We start from the raw sequence: 18,817 nt of genomic DNA, 5'->3' as shown, positions 1-18,817 counted from the left end.
AAAAATGCAGGCAAATAAGCCGCCTCTGTCCAGGCGACAAATAACAACACACTATAAGGCGGCGGCCAAGGCCTCTAGAAAGGCGTGATTTTCTTCTGCTGTCCCTATGGTTACCCGCAAACAGTCAGCCAGCGGACCTCCTTGACCAGAAAGGTTCTTGATCAACACCCCTTGGGCTTTGATCTCTGCAAAAATTGCATCGGCCCGCCCGGGTGGGGTACGAAAAAGAATGAAATTAGCGTCGCTTGGGTACACTTGGACTTCCGGTAACCGTTGCAAGGCCTTCTGCAACCGGGCTCGGTCATTGCAGATGAGCCTCGCTTGTTCCTCCAACTCCCCCGGTTGCTCCAAAACAAATTCGGCGCTGACTTGGGTCAACTGGTTGATATTATAAGGTAACCGGATTTTCTCTAACTCCTCAATCCAAGCCGGGCTTCCCGCTAGCACCCCTAATCGGAGACCGGCCAGGCCAATCTTAGAGAGCGTTCGCATGACCAAAAGGTGATCATAGTCCCCCAGTTGCGGCATGAAAGTTTCATCCGCAAACACCGTATAGGCTTCATCCACGATCACCAGCCCTGGGGCAGCTTCGATAATCGCTCGCACTGCCTCGGCGGAGAAAAGATTGCCGGTTGGATTATTAGGATAAGCGACAAAAACGACGGCCGGCTCTTGTTCCTGAATGGCCTGCAACATCGCCGATAGATCCAAAGAAAAGTCCTCCCGGAGAGGAACTCCCTGATACCGCAACCCTAACATGGTTGCAATCTGCCGGTACATCACGAAGGTAGGTTCAGGAGCAATCACGGCCCGCCCTGGACCCACCACGGCCATCAGCACCATCTGGATCAACTCATCGGAACCATTTCCTAGAATGATCTCCCTCCCCTCTGGCACTGCCATGTACTGCCGAAGACGGGCCTTGAGACGACGGGCTTCCGGATCCGGATAACGGTTGACACTGACCTCCCGCAGCCGCTCCAACCAAGCCTCTATCAGTTCCGATGACCAAGTATAGGGGTTTTCCATGGCATCCAGCTTAATCAAATCCTCTGCATCGGCAACCGAATAGGCAGAGAGTTGCTGTACCTCAGGGCGGATCCATTGGGCAATCCGGTTTTTTGCCATTGTTACCTTTTTAAGCGGTATTCTGCCGAACGGGCATGGGCGGTCAACCCTTCACCGCGAGCCAACACTGAAGCCACCTGTCCCAGAGTTTGACCACCCTGGGGCGAACACTGAATCAGACTGGAGCGTTTCTGGAAATCATACACCCCCAAAGGTGAACTAAAACGAGCGGTCTGCGAGGTAGGTAACACATGGTTAGGGCCGGCGCAATAATCCCCGAGGGCTTCAGCAGTGTATCGCCCCATAAAAATAGCTCCCGCATGACGGACACGGGGAACCCACGCTTGGGGATCTTCCACCGAGAGTTCCAGGTGCTCAGGGGCGATAAAGTTAACCACTTCCAAAGCCTGGTCCATATTCTGCGCCTCAATCAGAATGCCGCGGGAATTCAAGGAAGTCGCAATCACCTCATGCCGCTCCAGGGTGGGCAACAACCGCGCCATGGCCTCCACCACTTTATCCAAAAAAGCATCGTCGGTGGAAAGTAAAATTGCTTGGGCGTCCTCATCATGTTCAGCCTGGGAGAACAAATCCATGGCAATCCACTCTGGATCGGTTTTTCCATCACAGAGCACTAAAATCTCAGAAGGGCCGGCAATCATATCAATGCCTACCTGACCAAAAACCATCCTCTTGGCAGCGGCCACATAAATATTGCCAGGGCCGACGATCTTATCAACCCGAGGGATACTTTCCGTACCAAAGGCCAAAGCGGCGACTGCCTGAGCCCCCCCCATGGCAAACACCCGATCCACCCCGGCAACAGCCGCTGCCGCTAGCACCAGATCGTTGACTTCTCCCCTGGGAGTGGGCACCACCATAATCAGCTCCGAAACCCCCGCCACCTTTGCAGGTAAGGCGTTCATCAGGACTGAGGAGGGATAAGTCGCCTTGCCACCAGGCACATAAAGCCCCACTCGATCCAGGGGATTCACCTGTTGACCCAGGACAGTGCCGTCGGGCTCAGTATAACTCCAGGATTCCTGCTTTTGATGACGGTGATAGGCGGTGATCCGCTCAGCCGCCGCCTCCAGGGCTTCTCGCTGCTCCCGGGGAATAGCGGCCAACGCCGTTTGCAGACGGGAGAGGGGAATTTCAAGCTCGGCAACAGCAGCCACCTCTAGGCGGTCGAAACGCTGGGTGTACTCCAATAGCGCCCCGTCCCCTCGGGAACGAATCCCCTGAAGGATCTCGCCCACGGTGGCCATCACCGCCTCATCCGCCACCCCTTCCCAAGTTAAGCGCTGCTTCAAACGGGACCAAAAATCTCCCTGGGTGGTGTTTAGACGAGCGATATCAACCATGCAGTTTCTCCACAGCTTCAGCCATCAAGCGAGTAAATTTCTTGACCGGCTGGTGCCTCATTTTCATTGAAGCCTTGTTGATCACCAGACGGGAACTGATATCGGCAATATGTTCCAAGGGAACTAAGCCATTGGCCCTAAGCGTACTGCCCGTATCTACTAAATCGACAATGCGATCAGCAAGTCCTACTAATGGCGCTAACTCCATGGAACCGTAGAGTTTGATGACCTCCACCTGCTCACCCCGCTCTGCATAAAAGCGGCGGGTACTACGCACATATTTAGTGGCAATTCGCAGATGCCCCGCTCTAGGGGTCATCTCGGATTTGCCAGCCACCATCATACGGCAATGGGCAATTCGCAAATCGAGGGGTTCATATAAACCATCCCCCGGATGCTCCAATAAAACATCCTTACCGGCTACCCCAAAATCAGCGGCACCATACTCAACATAGGTAGGGACATCAGCCGCCCGGATAATCACCAGCTTAAGATCCTCCCGATTAGTATCGAGCACCAACTTACGGCTGGTTTTCGGATCTTCCCGAGGGTAAATATCAGCAGAGGCCAGTAAGGGCAACGTTTCTTCAAAGATTCGCCCCTTGGAAATTGCTAACTTGAGTGGTTCAGCCATAAGCAGCGTAGGCCTCGCTGAAAACATGACTCGGGACACGGCGAATCTTGGCGCCTAATTGCTGCAGCTTTTCCTCGATACATTCGTAGCCACGGTCAATATGGTAAATACGGTCCACGGCCGTGACCCCATTAGCCACCAGTCCTGCTAAAACCAAACTGGCCGAAGCCCGAAGGTCGGTGGCCATCACCGGAGCACCCGTAAGCGTTGCCACGCCGTTGGTAAAGGCGGTATTGCCCTCCAACCGAATGTCCGCCCCCATCCGCTGCAGTTCCTGGACATGCATAAACCGATTTTCAAAAACAGTTTCCGTAATCGTGCCACTCCCCTGGGCGACAATATTTAGGGTTGTAAATTGAGCCTGCATATCCGTAGGAAAAGCGGGATAGGGCGCGGTGCGGATATCCACCGCGCGGGGTCGATGACCTTTCATATCCAGAACCACCCAATCCTCTCCCGTATTAATCTCAGCGCCGGCTTCCTCCAGCTTAAGCAATACCGCATCCAAAATTCCCGGGTTGGTATTCTTGAGTTTCACCCGTCCCCCCGTCAAAGCGCCGGCGACTAGATAAGTACCCGTCTCAATGCGATCAGGAAGCACCGAGTGACAGGCGCCGCTAAGGGAATCAACTCCCTCAATGACCAGGGTATCGGTACCCATGCCACTAACTCTTGCGCCCATCCGATTAAGGCAGTGGGCCAAATCCACCACTTCCGGCTCACGAGCCGCGTTTTCTATGAAAGTGGTGCCTTTAGCCAAAGTTGCCGCCATCATCAAATTCTCGGTTCCAGTCACCGAGACCCGATCCATAAGTAACCGGGTTCCCCTCAGCCGCCCTTGAGTGCGGGCCCGAATATAGCCTCCTTCAACATTAATGGTTGCCCCCATGGCCTGCAAACCATGGATATGAAGGTTAACCGGCCGGGAACCGATAGCGCAACCGCCGGGCAGAGACACATCCGCCCTTCCATAGCGGGCCAATAGGGGACCTAGCACCAGGATGGAGGCGCGCATGGTCTTCACCAAATCATAAGGCGCATAAAACTCCTTTAATTCCCGGTTGTCTACCTCGATATTGAGATATTCATCCACCATGAGTTGGGCCCCCATGCGCCCCAGTAGCTCCATGGTCGTGGTGATATCATGCAAGTGGGGAATGTTGCAGATTTTGACGGGTTCATCCGCAAGCAAAGTCGCTGCCAACATGGGCAAGGCGGCATTTTTAGCACCCGAAATACGGATTTCTCCGTTAAGGGGGATCCCCCCCGTGATCAATAACTTATCCACAAGACATCGGCTTCCTAGGGAATACTATCCGCTATGGATCAAACAAAAGGAGTCCCTCTCCTAACCTTCCCCAGGAGCACGGGTGCGAATAGCCAAAGCGTGCAAGGTAGACTTGAAGCTATCCCCCAAGGTCTCATACACCATGCGATGCCGTTCAAGCAAGCTCTTATCCTTGAAACCCTCGTAGACAACAAGGGCCTCAAAATGGTGACCGTCTTCACTATGCACTGCCACCTCTGCCTCTGGCAGACCGGCTTCTATCATGTGTTTGATTTCGCTAGCATCCATTAAGTTACCTCAGTTCAAGCTTAAGGGGCCAGAGAATACCCCTTCGGTCCGAGCCTGTCATCCCCCGTGGTTTAAATCCGTGAGTCGCGACGCCGCTCAAGCACCCACCTTTTGGTTCTTTTTCTCTAGCTTCTCGATGAGCTGATCAAGGCCACCTTGACGTATCTCACTAGCAAAATTGGTGCGGTAATTAGTCACTAGGCTGACCCCATCGATTTTTATATCATAGACTTTCCAATCTTCCCCTTTCTCATATAGATCGATTTCCATCGAAATAGGAGGTCCACCCCTGGCTTGCTCAATCTCCATTCGAACAAGGATATTCTCAGCCTCCTTCGGCCCCCTCAATGGCAAATAGTTAATCTTCTCATCGCTATACTTTAGCAAAGCCGTCGAATAAGTCCGAACCAAAAGGGTCCGAAACTCGCCGACAAAACGCTGCCGCTGGTCCTCTGTAGCCTGCCGCCAATGTCTCCCAAGCGCCAAACGAGCAATACGCTGAAAGTCGAAATGGGGCAATAGGATTTCCTTGACCAAATCATAGATCCTCTCCGGATGCTCTTCCAACTCTTCACTTTTATTCCGCAAGGTCTGAAGCATGCGCTCGGAGGTTTCTTCCACTAATTGCTGGGCTGATGCGGTAGGCAGTGGATCAGCCTGGATTGGAGAGACGTTAAAGCCTAAAACCGTCAATATTAGGGCTACAGCTAAGCTCGCACCTAGCCTATGGTACCTATTCATGATTGCACTCTTCCAAAGGTTGATACCACCGTCTTTATCTTTAGACGGTCAGTTTTAACTACGAGATTAAGCGGTGTCTACTGTTGGCTTGGCGCGCGTATCCCACGTCGATGTCCAGCCTGCCAGACAGGCGTAAATAAATAACGAGGGATTGCTTTGCTTATCAGCTTAGCAACGGGCGCCCCTGTGGGGTAAGCCGTCCGTATGTGGGGTCTCTTGACTACCATAAATGACCGCTCCTTTCGGGGTTGGGTCTGAAAAAGCCACCTGCTTTAGCAGGTCGGTCGTTTACTATGTTTCTCCACATTAATCTCTGCATCCTTGACATCCTTCCCGCCCTAAAGGACGGGAATTCCTTCCGCAAGACGGCGATGCCCCGCCGCGAGAATGTTCATGGCTGCGTTCACGTCTCTATCGTGATGCACCCCACACTCAGGGCATGACCATTCTCTTATTCCAAGACCCGCCCTACCTCTCGGACTACCGTTGCTGATACAGCCACAGCACGAACAGGCTTGGGTAGTGCACGCTTCGGTAATAAGCATACTCCCATACAAAAGCGTTAGCTCACAGGAGAAATAAGTTTTTTATCCTGAGCTAAAGATGAGGGGGTGCTCAATGCTTGTTTCCCAGCCAAAGGAAGAATTTGATCCAAACTGCTAATCCGGGCTATCGCCAGCATCTGATCTGGAATATTAAAAAGCTGGAGGGATTTATTGTTCACCTGGGCGTAACGCATCCAGGTAATAAGCAACGCCAGGCCTGCGCTGTCGGTGCGAGAGACCTCCTGTAGATCGATATGAAGCTCCCCTACTGCCTCGTCAAATAATGCCAGCCCTTTTTTTGCTGCCTCCGGCACGGTATTAAAGGTTAATTCACCGAAAATCCGGAAATGCCCTTTCTGTATAGAATCAATACGGAAAATCATTCACACACCAGTCTTGCCATTTTTCTCCGCCAACTTTTCGATCAATTGATTGAGCCCCCCACTGCGCACTTGGCTGGCAAAACTAGCGCGATAATTGGTGACCAGGCTAACGCCATCGATTTTGACATCAAATACTTTCCAAGCGCCGCCCTTGTTATAGAGATGTAAACTCATGGGCACAGTTGGCCCCCCGTTGGCTTGGAGAACCTCAATCCGCACCACCGTGTCACGTGCTTCCGCAGGCCCATGCACCGGCAAGTAACGAATCTTTTCATGGGAATACTTAAGCAAAGCGGTAGAGTAGGTCCGTACTAGAAGGGTGCGGAATTCATGGACAAAGCGCTGCCGCTGCTCCCCGGTCGCCGGCCGCCAATATTTTCCCAAGACAAATTGAGCCATGCGCCGAAAATCAAAATGGGGCAATACAATATCCTTGACCACCGGATAAATCCGCTCAGGGTGGGCTTCTAGCTCGCTTTTTTGAACCTTAAGAGTCTCCATTAAATGCTCTGAAGTCTGCTTCACCAGGTCCTGAGCCGAGGCAACAGGGAGGGTGTTGGCCGCTGCCTGTGGGAGAGTAATCCCCCATCCAAGCACCAATAATAGTAATGTGACCATAGCTAAGGTTGATTGGTTATTCATCTTTGAGTACCCGGTCGCCATTTGCGTTTAGGTTAAGTTAAGGGAAAATTTAATTATTTCAACCCAACCTAACACAACTTAAGACTCTCCAGCAGCTTTGCTATAAAGGAATTGGCCAATGAGCTCCTCTAGCACCAGGGCCGATTGGGTCAGGAAAATCTTGTCACCTTCTTTGAGATAAACCTCGGCTCCCCCAGGCTCCAAGGCAATATACTGCTCGCCCAGCAGTCCGGCGGTATAGATGCTGGCTGAGGTATCTTCGGGCAGATAATCATAACGGGATTCAATCCGCATTTTGACCTCTGCCTCATAGGTTTGGGAGTCAATTTGTATCGCCGCCACCCGGCCAATGGTGACCCCGGCCAGCGTCACCGGGGAGCGCACCTTAAGGCCTCCAATATTCTGGAATTTTGCGATGACGGAGTAAGTGTCCTCCTGCGCTACCAGGCTTAAATTGCTGACCTTCATCGCCAACATGAAAAGGGCTCCCAGACCCGCAGCCACAAATAGACCCACAACCAATTCTACCGTTCGAGATTGCCTCATCCTATTCGGCTCCAAACATGAGGGCAGTTAACACAAAGTCCAGCGCCAGCACAGCAAAAGCAGAATGGACGACAGTACGGGTAGTCGCCCGGGCAACCCCCTCAGAAGTGGGGGCGGTATCGTAACCTTCAAAAACAGCTATCCAGGTCACCACGAGTCCGAACACCAAACTTTTAATCACCCCATTGAGGATATCTTCTTCCCAATCGGTATTAGCTTGCATCTGTGACCAAAAGGCTCCTTCATCCACACCCAATAACCCCACTCCCACAAAATATCCTCCTAGCACCCCCACCGCACTGAAAATCGCCGCCAATAGCGGCATGGAAAAACAACCCGCAAAAAAGCGGGGAGCAGCGACCCGGCGCATCGGATCAACCGCCATCATTTCCATCCCTGATAGTTGTTCGGTCGCCTTCATAAGACCAATCTCGGCGGTAAGGGCAGAACCGGCCCGCCCCGCAAAAAGCAAAGCACTCACCACCGGCCCTAACTCCCGAACCAGAGAGAGGGAGACAATCACTCCCAAGGACTCCTCAGCGCCAAAATCGACTAAGGTATTATAACCTTGAAGTCCTAACACCATACCCACAAAGGCGCCGGACACCACGATAATAGGTAAGGTTAAGACCCCTACGGAGTACATCTGCGCAATAAGCAGAGGAAAACGTAACAATAGGGCGGCAATGCCTAGCAGCAGGCGCGCCAAAAAAAGGTGACCTCGCCCCAAACGTTCGAAAGTTCCCAACCCCCAGCGACCTAAGCGAAGAAGAGCGCCAATCATGCTGCCTCCCGCCCAGTACGCCGCCTAAACAGGCGCCTTAACCCCTTAGCCGAAGTGCCCTGCTCTGCACTAAGCAAGTCTTCAGCATAATCCCGACCAGGGTAATGGAATGGCACGGGTCCATCTGGCAGCCCCTCCATAAACTGCTTAACGGCGGCAGAACCTGAGCGATTAATCTGCCCAGGCGTGCCATGCTCCACTACCCGCCCTCCCGAAAGAATATAAATATAATCCGAAATGGAAGCAGTTTCCTGAACATCGTGGGAAACGATAATGCTCGTTAGCCCCAGGGCATCATTAAGCAGGCGAATAAGCTGTACCAAAGTCCCCATGGAGATGGGATCCTGGCCTGTGAAGGGCTCATCATACATGATCATCATCGGATCTAAGGCAATCGCCCGAGCTAAAGCCACCCGGCGAGCCATCCCCCCGGAGAGTTCACTAGGCATGAGGTGACGGGCACAACGCAGGCCGACTGCTTGGAGCTTGATAAGCACCAAATCACGGATCATGGTTTCAGATAAACGAGTATGCTCTCGCAATGGAAAAGCAACGTTATCAAACACGGAGAGATCGGTCAGCAAAGCACCGGTTTGAAACAGCATCCCCATCCGTCGACGCAGCGCATAAAGCTCTCCCCTGGGTAAAGAAGGAACCTGGTAACCATCGACCTCCACGGTCCCTGCATCAGGATGTAATTGCCCTCCAATCAAGCGCAACAGGGTGGTCTTACCCGTCCCACTCGGTCCCATAATGGCGGTCACTTTGCCCCGCTGGATATTAATATCCACGCCTTTGAAAACAGGGCGTTTCCCATGGGAGAAATGCAGGCCCCGGATTTTGACCAGAGATGCATCCGGTTCTGTACTCATACCATGATTCCGTCTTATGTTTTCAGTCCTACTATACTTCTCAAGAGGCGAGCGACAATCAAAGAGCACCCGCCGCTTAATTATTAAATTTTACCCCAAGCGGTAATGGAATTTTTCCCCTGCGCCATTCTGACACAAACCAAAAAAGGTTAAGGAACAAACTTTAAGCTCTCAAGTTTCATTGAGGCTCACCCTCAAGTCAAATGGCATACCCCCCAAAACGACTCTATGAAAAACCCCATGGGGGGTCGATAACGATTTACACCGTCTTACTGAGCATTACTTCAGGGTTGATCCCCCTTTCACTGCGTGCGATGATGGCGGGTGCTCAAATTGCGGGGAATATAGGGTGAATTCTCTCCAAGATCAATTGAGAAGCGCAGCCAAGTCATTAAACCGCTTGTGCTCGCCATCAGTGTTCATCCATGCCTAATCCCAAAATTATGGCAGTAAAACGCAACGATAAGAATGCAACAACAAAAATCGATATAAAGTTAAGCCGAGAGGAGTTATGAACCGAATATCTGCAATGGCACTACGGGCCGGGCTAGGAATATTCGTTAGCCTATTGGTTGGCTGTGCGACCAACGCCACCTATGATGATCCCCGTGACCCCTTCGAAGGCTTTAACCGCGCTGTCTACAAATTCAATGATGCCGCAGACCGCTACGTAATGAAACCCATTGCGGAAGGTTACGATAAGGTCGTACCGACTCCCGTTGACAAAAGTATCACCAATTTCTTTAGTAACATCGAAGACTTGATCATTACCGTCAACGCCATATTTCAAGGAAAATTTCATCAAGGGCTAACAGATTTTGCACGGTTCCTGGCGAACACCACGGTGGGTGTTGGGGGCTTATTTGATGTGGCCACCTCCGGCGGCATGGTCAAACATAACGAAGACTTTGGGCAAACACTGGGCGTTTGGGGCTTTAACACCGGCCCTTATTTAGTTTTGCCCCTCCTGGGACCCAGCGATGTACGGGATGGCATTGGCCTGGGAATCGATGCCCTCACCTGGCCTATCACTTATTTGGGAAATACGGGAATCAAATCTGGACTCACCGGCGTTCGAGCGGTGGATGCCCGGGCAGACTTGCTGGAAGCAACCGATATCCTGAAAGAAGCGGCTTTGGATCCCTACGTCTACACCCGAGAGGCCTTTCTTCAACGCCGCAAGTTCCTGGTGCACGATGGCAAAGTGCCCAGAGAGGAATTTCCGGAAGAAGAGTTTGACGAAGAAGAAGAGGTACCTGGAGAACCTCCCTCTCCAGTTCCCACTTACCGCTGAGGCAAATCTGCCTAAATATTGGCATAATAGGCCGAGGTCGTGGGCAGACCCTTTATCTGCCCACTCTGCTCAACAAACAAAGAAGGCCCGAATTTCCAGGCCTTCTTTGGCTTCTAGTTAGCCTATTAGCTTAGTATATCTATGGTCAGCAACCCATTGAATTCACCCCTATCCAGCTACAACGAGGATCTGGATAAACGGCTGGCCCAGCTAGGAGCAGCTGTTATCGAAACTGAAGCCAGTGCTGTAGCTGCATTGAGAACTCGAATTAACGGGAATTTTGCCGCTGCCTGCAAATACATGCTCGCCTGCACGGCCCGTATTGTGGTGCTAGGAATGGGCAAATCCGGCCATATTGGCGGAAAAATCGCGGCAACCCTAGCCAGCACAGGTACTCCTGCTTTTTTTGTCCACCCAGGTGAAGCCAGCCACGGCGATCTAGGGATGATTACCGAAAAGGATGTGGTGCTGGCGCTTTCCAATTCTGGAGAAACTGAAGAAATCTGTACTATTCTTCCCCTGATCAAACGTCTAGGCGTTCCCTTGATTGCGCTGACAGGACAGCCCCAATCAACCCTTGGAAAAGCTGCCGATGTTCACATCGATATTAGTGTCGAGAAAGAAGCTTGTCCCCTGGGGTTGGCCCCCACCGCAAGCAGTACGGCAACGCTAGCCATGGGTGATGCCCTTGCCATTGCCTTGCTAGAGGCACGGGGGTTCACAGCGGAGGATTTTGCCCGCTCTCATCCCGGCGGCCGCCTGGGAAGGCGACTCTTGCTTCGGATTAGCGACATCATGCATCGGGGGGAGGCCATCCCCGCGGTCACGGAGGATGTGCTCTTGAGCAATGCCTTGCTGGAAATGACCCGTAAAGGGCTAGGAATGACAGCCGTCGTTGATGTTCAAAACCAGGTCGTCGGCATATTTACCGACGGAGACTTGCGCCGGGCCCTCGACCGGGGGATCGATGTTCATGCCACCCCAATTGCCGCCATCATGACCACCCATTGTAAAACCCTCGGTCCTGAACTCCTTGCCGCTGAAGCCTTGCAAATGATGCAGCGTCATCGTATTAATGCGCTCCTTGTGGTAGATCACGAGCAACACTTAATTGGCGCTTTAAATATGCATGACCTGCTTCGGGCAGGTGTCTTGTAGGGACAGAATAGGATAACTCCCATGCAGGAGGTATTTGCCAGAGCCTCGGCTATCAAATTGGTCATTTTTGATGTGGATGGCGTGCTCACCGATGGGGGCCTTTACCTAAGTGATGACGGCCAGGAGTACAAGGTCTTTCATTCCCGCGATGGCCACGGCATGAAAATGCTACAATACACGGGGGTTCGAATTGGGATTATTACCGGCCGAACCTCTCAAGTAGTCAACCATCGTATGGAAAACCTCGGAATCACCCATGTGTACCAAGGCCAACAAGTTAAACTCCCTGCCTACGAACATCTGCTTGAAAAGCTCAACCTCCAACCCCATGAAACGGCCTATGTGGGCGACGATGTGGTGGATTTGGCCATTATGCAGCGGGTAGGATTGGCCATCGCCGTCCAAGATGCTCATCCCCTGGTCAAGCAGCATGCCCATTGGATTACCCCCAAACCTGGCGGTCGGGGTGCCGCTCGTGATGCCTGCGAGCTAATCATGGAAGCCCAGGGAACTCTCGAAGCGCAGCTGGAGAAGCATTATTAATCTAGCCCGTCTTTGGGGTGCAGCGATACTTGCCCTTATTGCTGCCTTGACGGCGTGGAAGTTGTTCAATGAAGACCCCGAACGCCCTAGCCCCACAGATCCGAACAGGCGTACTGCCGATTATTTCATGGAAGAGTTTACCTTGACGTTAATGGACCAAGAGGGTCTCCCACTTTACCGCTTGGAGGGTACTCACATGGTCCATTACCCGGCTACCGATACCGTGGAAGTCACGGCGCCACATGCGGTTTTTTACCATCAAGTCGTCCCCCGCTGGGAAGTGGTGGCTGAACGGGGCTTGACCAATAGCCAAGGCGATGAGATTTACCTGCTAGGAGAAGTCGTTATTCGCCAATTTGGAGCCGATGCCAAAACCAACAAGATGAAAATCTTAACCCAGGATGTACGGGTAGAACCCAGGGCAGAATATGCCGAGACTAATCAACCTGTCACGTTGCTAAATAACTTGGGCAAAACTCATGCCGTCGGGGCTCAAGTGTATCTGAAAGAGGAGCGTATAGAACTATTATCGCAGGTAAGAGGGGACTATGAGCCGGCACCTAGGCCTTAAACTGGCCACCCTTTGGCTTATTTTCGGGGGTCTAAATGGCGAAACTGCCTGGGCCTTATCCAGCGATCAGGAGCAACCCATCCATATTGAGGCCGATCGAGGGGAGCTAGATGATCGCAAACAGATCGCGGTGTATCGTGGCAACGTTCATCTTACCCAGGGTACCCTGCGCATCGACTCCGATATTCTAACTATCTACTACACGCCGGGAAAAAAACTGGAAAAAGCCATTGCCGAAGGCCAACCCGCCTGGTATCGGCAACGACCCGACAATAGCGATGAAGATATCCGGGCTAAAGCGCTGCGGATGGAATATCACGCCAACACGGCAACCATTTATCTTTTACAAAAGGCTCATGTCTGGCAGGGTGCCAATGAATTTACCGGTGATCGTATCGTCTACGAAACAGAACATGACATTGTGAGGGGGGAAGGCTCCAAGACGGGGGATGGCCGAGTCCACGTTACGATCCGTCCTGACAACAGTAATACTCCCGGCAGTGAACCTACTCCTGAAAGCTCAACCCCCATCCCGGCAGAGCCAGAGCCCCCGGAAAATCAAGAAGGTGATAACCAGGCGCTCAATCCTGAATTAGCCCATGGGCGAACCACAACTTGGCTAAACTTACGCACCGGTCCCGACACCGATTACAGCAAAGCAGCCCTCCTCCCGCCCCGAACGCCCATCACCATCTTAGAACGACAAGCGGAATGGCTACATATCTCCACACTTGCCGAAGGCGAATCAATAGAAGGTTGGGTCCATGCCGACTTTATTCGCTTGCTAAATGGGCACGGGGAATAAATCCTATTACCCCATGAGCAGGCTATCAGCCTATCATCTTGCCAAATGCTACCAATCCCGCTGGGTGGTCAGGGATGTTTCTCTAGAACTCTCAAGCGGCGAGGTCGTGGGCCTACTCGGCCCCAATGGCGCCGGTAAGACAACCTGTTTCTACATGCTAGTGGGCTTAATTTCAATCGACAAAGGCCTCATATCCCTAGATCACCACGAGATCACCCGCTACCCCATTCACCGCCGGGCCCGTTTAGGGATCAGCTATCTACCCCAAGAGGCCTCGGTTTTCCGGAAGCTGACCGTAGCCGAAAATATTATGGCCATTGCAGAAACCCGGAGCGATCTGACAAAACCGGCTCGCCGACAACTAGTGGACGAGCTGTTGCATGAACTCAATATTACCCATGTGAAAAATACCTTGGGGATGAGCCTCTCCGGCGGAGAACGGCGACGGGTTGAAATTGCCCGCGCCCTGGCAGTAGAACCGCAATTTATACTATTAGACGAGCCTTTTGCCGGAGTAGACCCTATTTCGGTGCTAGACATCCAGGGTATCATCCGGCAACTGACGGAACGGGGGATCGGGGTCTTAATTACCGACCACAATGTCCGGGAAACCCTAGGAATCTGTCAGTATGCTTATATTGTGAATGAAGGCGAAGTCATCGCCAAAGGTCAACCTCAGGAAATTCTGAACAATGAACGAGTAAAGGAAGTTTATTTGGGGTACAATTTTCATCTTTAATAGCTATCATGGCATGTTTATTGCTGTCTATAATAAATAGTAATCCAATAGCAAGTAGAGCTCAGGTATGAAAACCTCTCTCCAACTACGCCTTGGGCAACAACTCACGATGACGCCCCAGTTGCAACAAGCCATTCGCCTGTTGCAGCTCTCGTCCTTGGAATTACAAACGGAAATCCAACAGGCGCTAGAATCAAATCCACTGCTTGAGCAAAGTGAAAGCGAAGAGGGGCAGGAATCTTTAGATACCGATGAAGTAAGGGAAGCCATTACCCCTGAGGGCAATGAATTAAATGCCTCACTGGGCGAGGCAATCCCCGACGAATTGCCGGTAGATAGCAGTTGGAACGATATCTATGACAGCTTACCGCTGCCCGCTGCTTCTGGAGATGAATCCCTACCCGATCTGGAAAACCAAGGCAATCGGGAAGAAACCTTACAAGAACACTTGCTCTGGCAGGCCCGTTTGGTAGCGACTAACGAGAAAGATCTCGCCATTGCCACCGCCATCATCGATTCGATTAATGAAGAAGGCTATTTGTGCAGCACCCTTGAGGAGATACAGCAAAGCCTAGGAGAGGACATTGAGGTTGAGCCTGGGGAAGTGGAAGTCATGTTGCATCAAATACAAAATTTCGACCCTCCTGGTGCCGGGGCTCGTGACTTAGGCGAGTGCCTGCTGTTACAGCTGAAACAATACCCCCCGGGCACCCCCTGGCTAGAAGAAGCAACGCTGTTGTTGTCCCAACATATCGCCACACTGGGTAAACGGGACTATGCCCAATTGATGCGGGCAATGAAACTCTCGGAACAAGAATTAGGGGCAACTATCCACCTGATCCAATCCCTCAACCCACGGCCAGGGACCCAAATACAACCCAGTAAAACCGAATACGTAGTACCTGATGTCTATGTCACCAAGCAAAGTAACAGTTGGCATGTTGAACTTAATCCTGATATCGCGCCACGTCTGCGGGTCAATACCCAGTATGCCAGCCTAATCCGGCGGGCTGATGATAGCCTCACCAACAGCTATCTCAAAAACCAGCTCCAAGAAGCTCGCTGGTTCCTTAAAAGTTTACATAGCCGCAATGAAACATTGCTCAAAGTTGCTTGCTGCATTGTGGAGTGCCAGCAGGGATTTCTTGAACACGGCGAAGAAGCCATGCGCCCTTTAGTGCTCCACGATATTGCAGAAGCCGTCTCCATGCATGAATCCACCATCTCTCGGGTCACGACCAACAAATATATGCATACCCCCCGAGGAATCTATGAGCTAAAATACTTTTTTTCCAGCCATGTGGCTACCAACAGTGGCGGAGAGTGTTCCGCAACTGCCATCCGTGCCCTTATCAAGAAGCTGATTGCTGGGGAAGAGCCCCGCAAACCCCTAAGCGATAGCAAAATCGCGCAAATCTTATCCGAACAAGGAATTAAAGTGGCACGGCGTACCATCGCCAAGTATCGGGAAAACTTGAATATCCCCCCTTCCAATGAACGAAAAAGATTGATCTAAAACGCAAAATAATTAAGGAGCAACCCATGCAAGTGAATCTCACTGGCCATCACGTTGAAATCACTCAAGCCCTGCGGAGCTATGTGGAAAATAAGTGCGAGCGCCTAGAACGCCACTTTGATCAATTGACTAATATTCACGTCGTCCTTAGTGTTGAAAAAAAGAGGCAGAAAGCTGAAGCAACACTGCATGTCAGCAAAGCCAATGTATTTGCCTCCGCCGAAGACGAGGACATGTATGCCGCCATTGACGATCTAGTGGACAAATTAGATCGGCAGATTAAAAAGCACCGGGAGAAACTGACCGACCACCGCCGTAGTGAGGGGGTAATGAAAAAGCAGCAGCAAGGATAGATTAACCAAAGCCATGCAGATTACCGAGCTCCTCATCCCAGAACAAATCGCTGTGGGTGCCGTTGCAGGCAGCAAAAAACGGGTGCTAGAGCGGCTCAGCGAGTTGCTTGCCCGGGGCACGGATGACCTGGACTCGACGGATGTTTTCGATTGCCTACTTGCCAGGGAACGTCTTGGCAGCACCGGTCTTGGGGATGGGATCGCCATCCCCCATGCCCGCATGGCTGGCAACCAACACACCCTCGCGGCATTCGTCCGCCTGGACCAGGGAATCGATTTTGATGCCCTCGATCAACAGCCAGTCGATCTATTCTGCGCCTTGCTGGTTCCGGAAGAATCAGCGCAAATCCACGTGCAACTCCTTGCTCAGCTTGCGGAAATGTTCCGTGATCCGGAGCTATGTACGCGCCTACGGCAAGCCAAGGACCCCCATAACCTGCTGGAAGTCCTAAAGGAATGGGAACAAACCTCTGCGCCTACCGGTATTGTCGACTAAGCGGGAGTGTAAGGCATGAGCAGCCCCAATGAAGACAATGTCACAGGTCATGGCGTGCTGCTGGTGATTTTCGACTCCGGGGTGCTCTTGAGGGGGGAAAGCGGCGTTGGCAAAAGTAGCCTCGCCCTAGAATTAATCCGGCGGGGACACCGTTTAATTGCGGACGATGCCCCCCTTTTCCAGCGGGCATCAGCCACCCAATTGATGGGTAGTTGCCCCTCTGTATTGCAGGATTTTCTAACCGTGCCAGGTTTGGGCGTTGTCGATATTCGCGCGATTTATGGCAGTCAGGCCATCGCCGCGCAACACCCCATTGATCTCGTCATCCATCTTATCCCTAACAAACATATCGAACCGCTCACCCGCAGCCTTGGTCAGTGGGAGCAGCTAAACGTGAAAGTGCCTGAACTTACCCTGCCCTTGGGGGGTAATTTGCAACCCGCCACGATGATAGAAACAGCCGTCCAAGACTATCAGCTACGGAGCAAAGGTTATGATGCCTTGCTTGAGCTGCAACAGCGGCAACAGAAGCTCCTCAACCCTTCCCCTCCTAGGCACAAATAAGGGGTGCCTTAGAAGCACTCATTCAAAAGAGAATTGGCGAGACTCCCATGAAATTGCTAATCATCAGCGGTGTATCGGGATCAGGCAAAAGTATTGCCCTTCATGCCTTAGAAGATCAGGGTTTCTATTGCATTGATAATCTGCCTGTCTACCTTCTTCCCGTCTTTGCCCAAAAGATGCAACAGGATGATGCCCAGCAACTCCGCGCCGCCGTCGGTATCGATGCCCGCAACCTTCCCCAAGAACTACAACAATTTCCCCAGATCCTAGAGGACATTGAAAATGTGGGGGCTCACTGCCATATCATCTTTCTTGATGCCAGTGACGCCACCCTTCTTAAACGCTTTAGTGAAACCCGCCGCAAACACCCACTCAACAATATTCCTCTCGCCGAGGCCATCCGCCATGAGCGGGAGTTATTAGAGGCCATTGCCGAAAAAGCCGATCTTAGGATTGATACCACCTGCACCACGGTCCACCAGCTACGGGATTTAATCAGCGAACGGGTCGGCGATGGTGCGCGTACGGGAATGTCACTGCTATTTCAATCCTTTGGCTACAAACATGGCGTCCCCCTCGACGCTGACTTTGTATTTGACGTCCGCTGTCTTCCTAACCCCTATTGGGAACCCCATTTACGTCCCTTAAGCGGGCGTGACCAAGAAGTGATTGCCTATCTTGAGCGCCACGAGGCCGTCGCCCAAATGCGGCAAGACTTGATTACCTTCTTACAGCACTGGCTGCAACGGTTTCAAGAGACCAATCGCAGCTATCTGACGGTGGCCATCGGATGCACAGGGGGACAGCATCGTTCAGTTTATTTAACAGAGCAGCTCACAGCCCATTTCCATTCCGCCCATAGCCGAGTACTTTGCCGCCATCGGGAATTGTCATGACCGTCGGCGTGCTTATTATCACTCACGATAATATTGGCTCGTCTTTGTTGGATACCACCAACGACATGCTGGGCAGCTGTCCTCTTCAGATCCAAATACTCCCTGTGACCCGCGCCTCTCACCCCGATGCTTTGCGGGAACGAGCACGAGAGCTAATCCATAGTTTGGACACCGGCCACGGGGTTTTAGTCTTGACTGATATGTATGGTTCCACCCCCAGTAACATCGCCTGTTACGCAGCGGACGCCCAACATGCGCAGATCGTCACAGGCCTTAACCTGCCCATGCTGATACGAGTGCTGAATTACCCACGCTTGAGCCTCACCGAACTCACAGAAAAAGCGATAAGCGGCGGGCGCGAAGGGGTTTGTGCCTGCTTTACCACCATGAGGAAACAGGATGACACAGAATGAGGTGACTATTATTAATAAGCTGGGGCTACATGCCCGGGCTGCAGCCAAATTCGTCACTCTAGCTTCTCGCTTTAAAAGCGAGATACGCATTCAGCGGGGGACAAAAGAGGTCAATGGAAAAAGCATCATGGGCGTGATGATGCTGGCGGCGTCCCAGGGAACCCGCCTCTGTATTATGGCCTCGGGCCCCGATGAGGAAGAAGCTCTACAGCAACTGAAAACGCTGGTGAATGAGCGCTTTGGAGAACACGAATGAGAGTAAGGCAAATCACCCTAGTAGATGGGGACCTAGCCAAGAAAAATTTCCTTAGGGC

At 52.0% G+C, this 18,817-nt stretch carries 26 protein-coding genes; 14 read left to right on the top strand and 12 right to left on the bottom strand.

The annotated features are described in order from the left end of the window. Positions 1-51: 51 nt before the first annotated feature. The 12 genes from hisC to NHAL_RS01670 all read right to left on the bottom strand — a co-directional run bounded on the left by hisC (position 52) and on the right by NHAL_RS01670 (position 9,155). Positions 52-1,128 (bottom strand): histidinol-phosphate transaminase, encoded by a 1,077-nt coding sequence (gene hisC, locus NHAL_RS01720; RefSeq protein WP_013031443.1) that lies wholly within the window; start codon positions 1,126-1,128, stop codon positions 52-54. Positions 1,129-1,130: 2 nt separating this feature from the next. Next, positions 1,131-2,432: a histidinol dehydrogenase gene (gene hisD / locus NHAL_RS01715; RefSeq protein WP_013031442.1), complete on the bottom strand. Its 1,302-nt coding sequence runs from the start codon at positions 2,430-2,432 to the stop codon at positions 1,131-1,133. Next, positions 2,425-3,066, bottom strand: coding sequence for an ATP phosphoribosyltransferase (gene hisG, locus NHAL_RS01710; RefSeq protein ID WP_013031441.1), 642 nt, complete (start codon positions 3,064-3,066; stop codon positions 2,425-2,427). Before hisG ends, hisD begins: the two co-directional genes overlap by 8 nt. Beyond that, positions 3,059-4,354, bottom strand: coding sequence for a UDP-N-acetylglucosamine 1-carboxyvinyltransferase (gene murA / locus NHAL_RS01705; protein WP_013031440.1), 1,296 nt, complete (start codon positions 4,352-4,354; stop codon positions 3,059-3,061). The genes hisG and murA overlap by 8 nt, the downstream gene beginning before the upstream one ends. A gap of 60 nt (positions 4,355-4,414) precedes the next feature. Next, entirely contained in the window at positions 4,415-4,642 is a 228-nt protein-coding gene (locus NHAL_RS01700) for a BolA family protein (protein ID WP_013031439.1), read from the bottom strand. Between the two features lie 96 nt (positions 4,643-4,738). Further along, positions 4,739-5,383, bottom strand: coding sequence for an MlaC/ttg2D family ABC transporter substrate-binding protein (locus NHAL_RS01695; protein WP_013031438.1), 645 nt, complete (start codon positions 5,381-5,383; stop codon positions 4,739-4,741). Between the two features lie 338 nt (positions 5,384-5,721). Further along, complete coding sequence (locus NHAL_RS20085) at positions 5,722-5,928, bottom strand: transposase (RefSeq protein WP_238985414.1); 207 nt, start codon at positions 5,926-5,928, stop codon at positions 5,722-5,724. Positions 5,929-5,945: 17 nt separating this feature from the next. Then, positions 5,946-6,311: an STAS domain-containing protein gene (locus NHAL_RS01690; protein ID WP_013031437.1), complete on the bottom strand. Its 366-nt coding sequence runs from the start codon at positions 6,309-6,311 to the stop codon at positions 5,946-5,948. After that, positions 6,312-6,953: an MlaC/ttg2D family ABC transporter substrate-binding protein gene (locus NHAL_RS01685; protein ID WP_013031436.1), complete on the bottom strand. Its 642-nt coding sequence runs from the start codon at positions 6,951-6,953 to the stop codon at positions 6,312-6,314. It lies immediately after the preceding gene. A gap of 78 nt (positions 6,954-7,031) precedes the next feature. Further along, positions 7,032-7,499 (bottom strand): outer membrane lipid asymmetry maintenance protein MlaD, encoded by a 468-nt coding sequence (gene mlaD, locus NHAL_RS01680; protein ID WP_013031435.1) that lies wholly within the window; start codon positions 7,497-7,499, stop codon positions 7,032-7,034. 1 nt (position 7,500) lies between these two features. Beyond that, positions 7,501-8,283, bottom strand: a complete 783-nt coding sequence (gene mlaE / locus NHAL_RS01675) for a lipid asymmetry maintenance ABC transporter permease subunit MlaE (RefSeq protein WP_013031434.1) — start codon at positions 8,281-8,283, stop codon at positions 7,501-7,503. After that, complete coding sequence (locus NHAL_RS01670; RefSeq protein WP_013031433.1) at positions 8,280-9,155, bottom strand: ABC transporter ATP-binding protein; 876 nt, start codon at positions 9,153-9,155, stop codon at positions 8,280-8,282. Before NHAL_RS01670 ends, mlaE begins: the two co-directional genes overlap by 4 nt. Positions 9,156-9,358: 203 nt before the next feature. Here NHAL_RS01670 and NHAL_RS20880 point away from each other — a divergent pair, with 203 nt between their 5' ends. The 14 genes from NHAL_RS20880 to NHAL_RS01605 all read left to right on the top strand — a co-directional run bounded on the left by NHAL_RS20880 (position 9,359) and on the right by NHAL_RS01605 (position 18,759). Beyond that, the gene (locus NHAL_RS20880; RefSeq protein WP_157862463.1) at positions 9,359-9,508 is read left to right on the top strand and encodes a hypothetical protein; all 150 of its coding nucleotides are present in this window, start codon (positions 9,359-9,361) and stop codon (positions 9,506-9,508) included. A gap of 158 nt (positions 9,509-9,666) precedes the next feature. Then, positions 9,667-10,449, top strand: coding sequence for an MlaA family lipoprotein (locus tag NHAL_RS01665; protein ID WP_013031432.1), 783 nt, complete (start codon positions 9,667-9,669; stop codon positions 10,447-10,449). A gap of 141 nt (positions 10,450-10,590) precedes the next feature. Continuing rightward, on the top strand, positions 10,591-11,607 hold the full coding sequence (locus NHAL_RS01660; protein ID WP_013031431.1) for a KpsF/GutQ family sugar-phosphate isomerase: 1,017 nt from the start codon (positions 10,591-10,593) through the stop codon (positions 11,605-11,607). 21 nt (positions 11,608-11,628) lie between these two features. After that, complete coding sequence (kdsC, locus tag NHAL_RS01655; protein ID WP_013031430.1) at positions 11,629-12,150, top strand: 3-deoxy-manno-octulosonate-8-phosphatase KdsC; 522 nt, start codon at positions 11,629-11,631, stop codon at positions 12,148-12,150. Positions 12,151-12,211: 61 nt separating this feature from the next. Then, positions 12,212-12,721, top strand: coding sequence for an LPS export ABC transporter periplasmic protein LptC (lptC, locus tag NHAL_RS01650; RefSeq protein ID WP_238985413.1), 510 nt, complete (start codon positions 12,212-12,214; stop codon positions 12,719-12,721). Next, positions 12,699-13,526: a lipopolysaccharide transport periplasmic protein LptA gene (lptA, locus tag NHAL_RS01645; protein WP_013031428.1), complete on the top strand. Its 828-nt coding sequence runs from the start codon at positions 12,699-12,701 to the stop codon at positions 13,524-13,526. Before lptC ends, lptA begins: the two co-directional genes overlap by 23 nt. 13 nt (positions 13,527-13,539) lie before the next feature. Next, positions 13,540-14,265, top strand: coding sequence for an LPS export ABC transporter ATP-binding protein (lptB, locus tag NHAL_RS01640; protein ID WP_013031427.1), 726 nt, complete (start codon positions 13,540-13,542; stop codon positions 14,263-14,265). A gap of 67 nt (positions 14,266-14,332) precedes the next feature. Continuing rightward, entirely contained in the window at positions 14,333-15,781 is a 1,449-nt protein-coding gene (locus tag NHAL_RS01635; RefSeq protein WP_013031426.1) for an RNA polymerase factor sigma-54, read from the top strand. Positions 15,782-15,807: 26 nt separating this feature from the next. After that, positions 15,808-16,134, top strand: a complete 327-nt coding sequence (gene hpf, locus NHAL_RS01630; RefSeq protein ID WP_013031425.1) for a ribosome hibernation-promoting factor, HPF/YfiA family — start codon at positions 15,808-15,810, stop codon at positions 16,132-16,134. Between the two features lie 13 nt (positions 16,135-16,147). Next, entirely contained in the window at positions 16,148-16,630 is a 483-nt protein-coding gene (gene ptsN / locus NHAL_RS01625) for a PTS IIA-like nitrogen regulatory protein PtsN (RefSeq protein WP_013031424.1), read from the top strand. Between the two features lie 15 nt (positions 16,631-16,645). Then, positions 16,646-17,194, top strand: coding sequence for an HPr kinase/phosphorylase-related protein (locus tag NHAL_RS01620; protein WP_013031423.1), 549 nt, complete (start codon positions 16,646-16,648; stop codon positions 17,192-17,194). A 47-nt stretch (positions 17,195-17,241) separates the two neighbouring features. Beyond that, positions 17,242-18,090, top strand: coding sequence for an RNase adapter RapZ (rapZ, locus tag NHAL_RS01615; protein WP_013031422.1), 849 nt, complete (start codon positions 17,242-17,244; stop codon positions 18,088-18,090). Continuing rightward, the gene (locus NHAL_RS01610) at positions 18,087-18,503 is read left to right on the top strand and encodes a PTS sugar transporter subunit IIA (RefSeq protein WP_013031421.1); all 417 of its coding nucleotides are present in this window, start codon (positions 18,087-18,089) and stop codon (positions 18,501-18,503) included. The genes rapZ and NHAL_RS01610 overlap by 4 nt, the downstream gene beginning before the upstream one ends. Then, complete coding sequence (locus NHAL_RS01605; protein ID WP_013031420.1) at positions 18,490-18,759, top strand: HPr family phosphocarrier protein; 270 nt, start codon at positions 18,490-18,492, stop codon at positions 18,757-18,759. Before NHAL_RS01610 ends, NHAL_RS01605 begins: the two co-directional genes overlap by 14 nt. The last annotated feature ends 58 nt before the right edge of the window (positions 18,760-18,817 follow it).

This window comes from Nitrosococcus halophilus Nc 4 (genome assembly GCF_000024725.1).
In the GTDB taxonomy this organism is placed as follows: Bacteria; Pseudomonadota; Gammaproteobacteria; order Nitrosococcales; family Nitrosococcaceae; genus Nitrosococcus; species Nitrosococcus halophilus.
The sequence above is the reverse complement of the archived record's forward strand: the minus strand, read 5'-3'. Positions and strand labels throughout refer to the sequence as shown.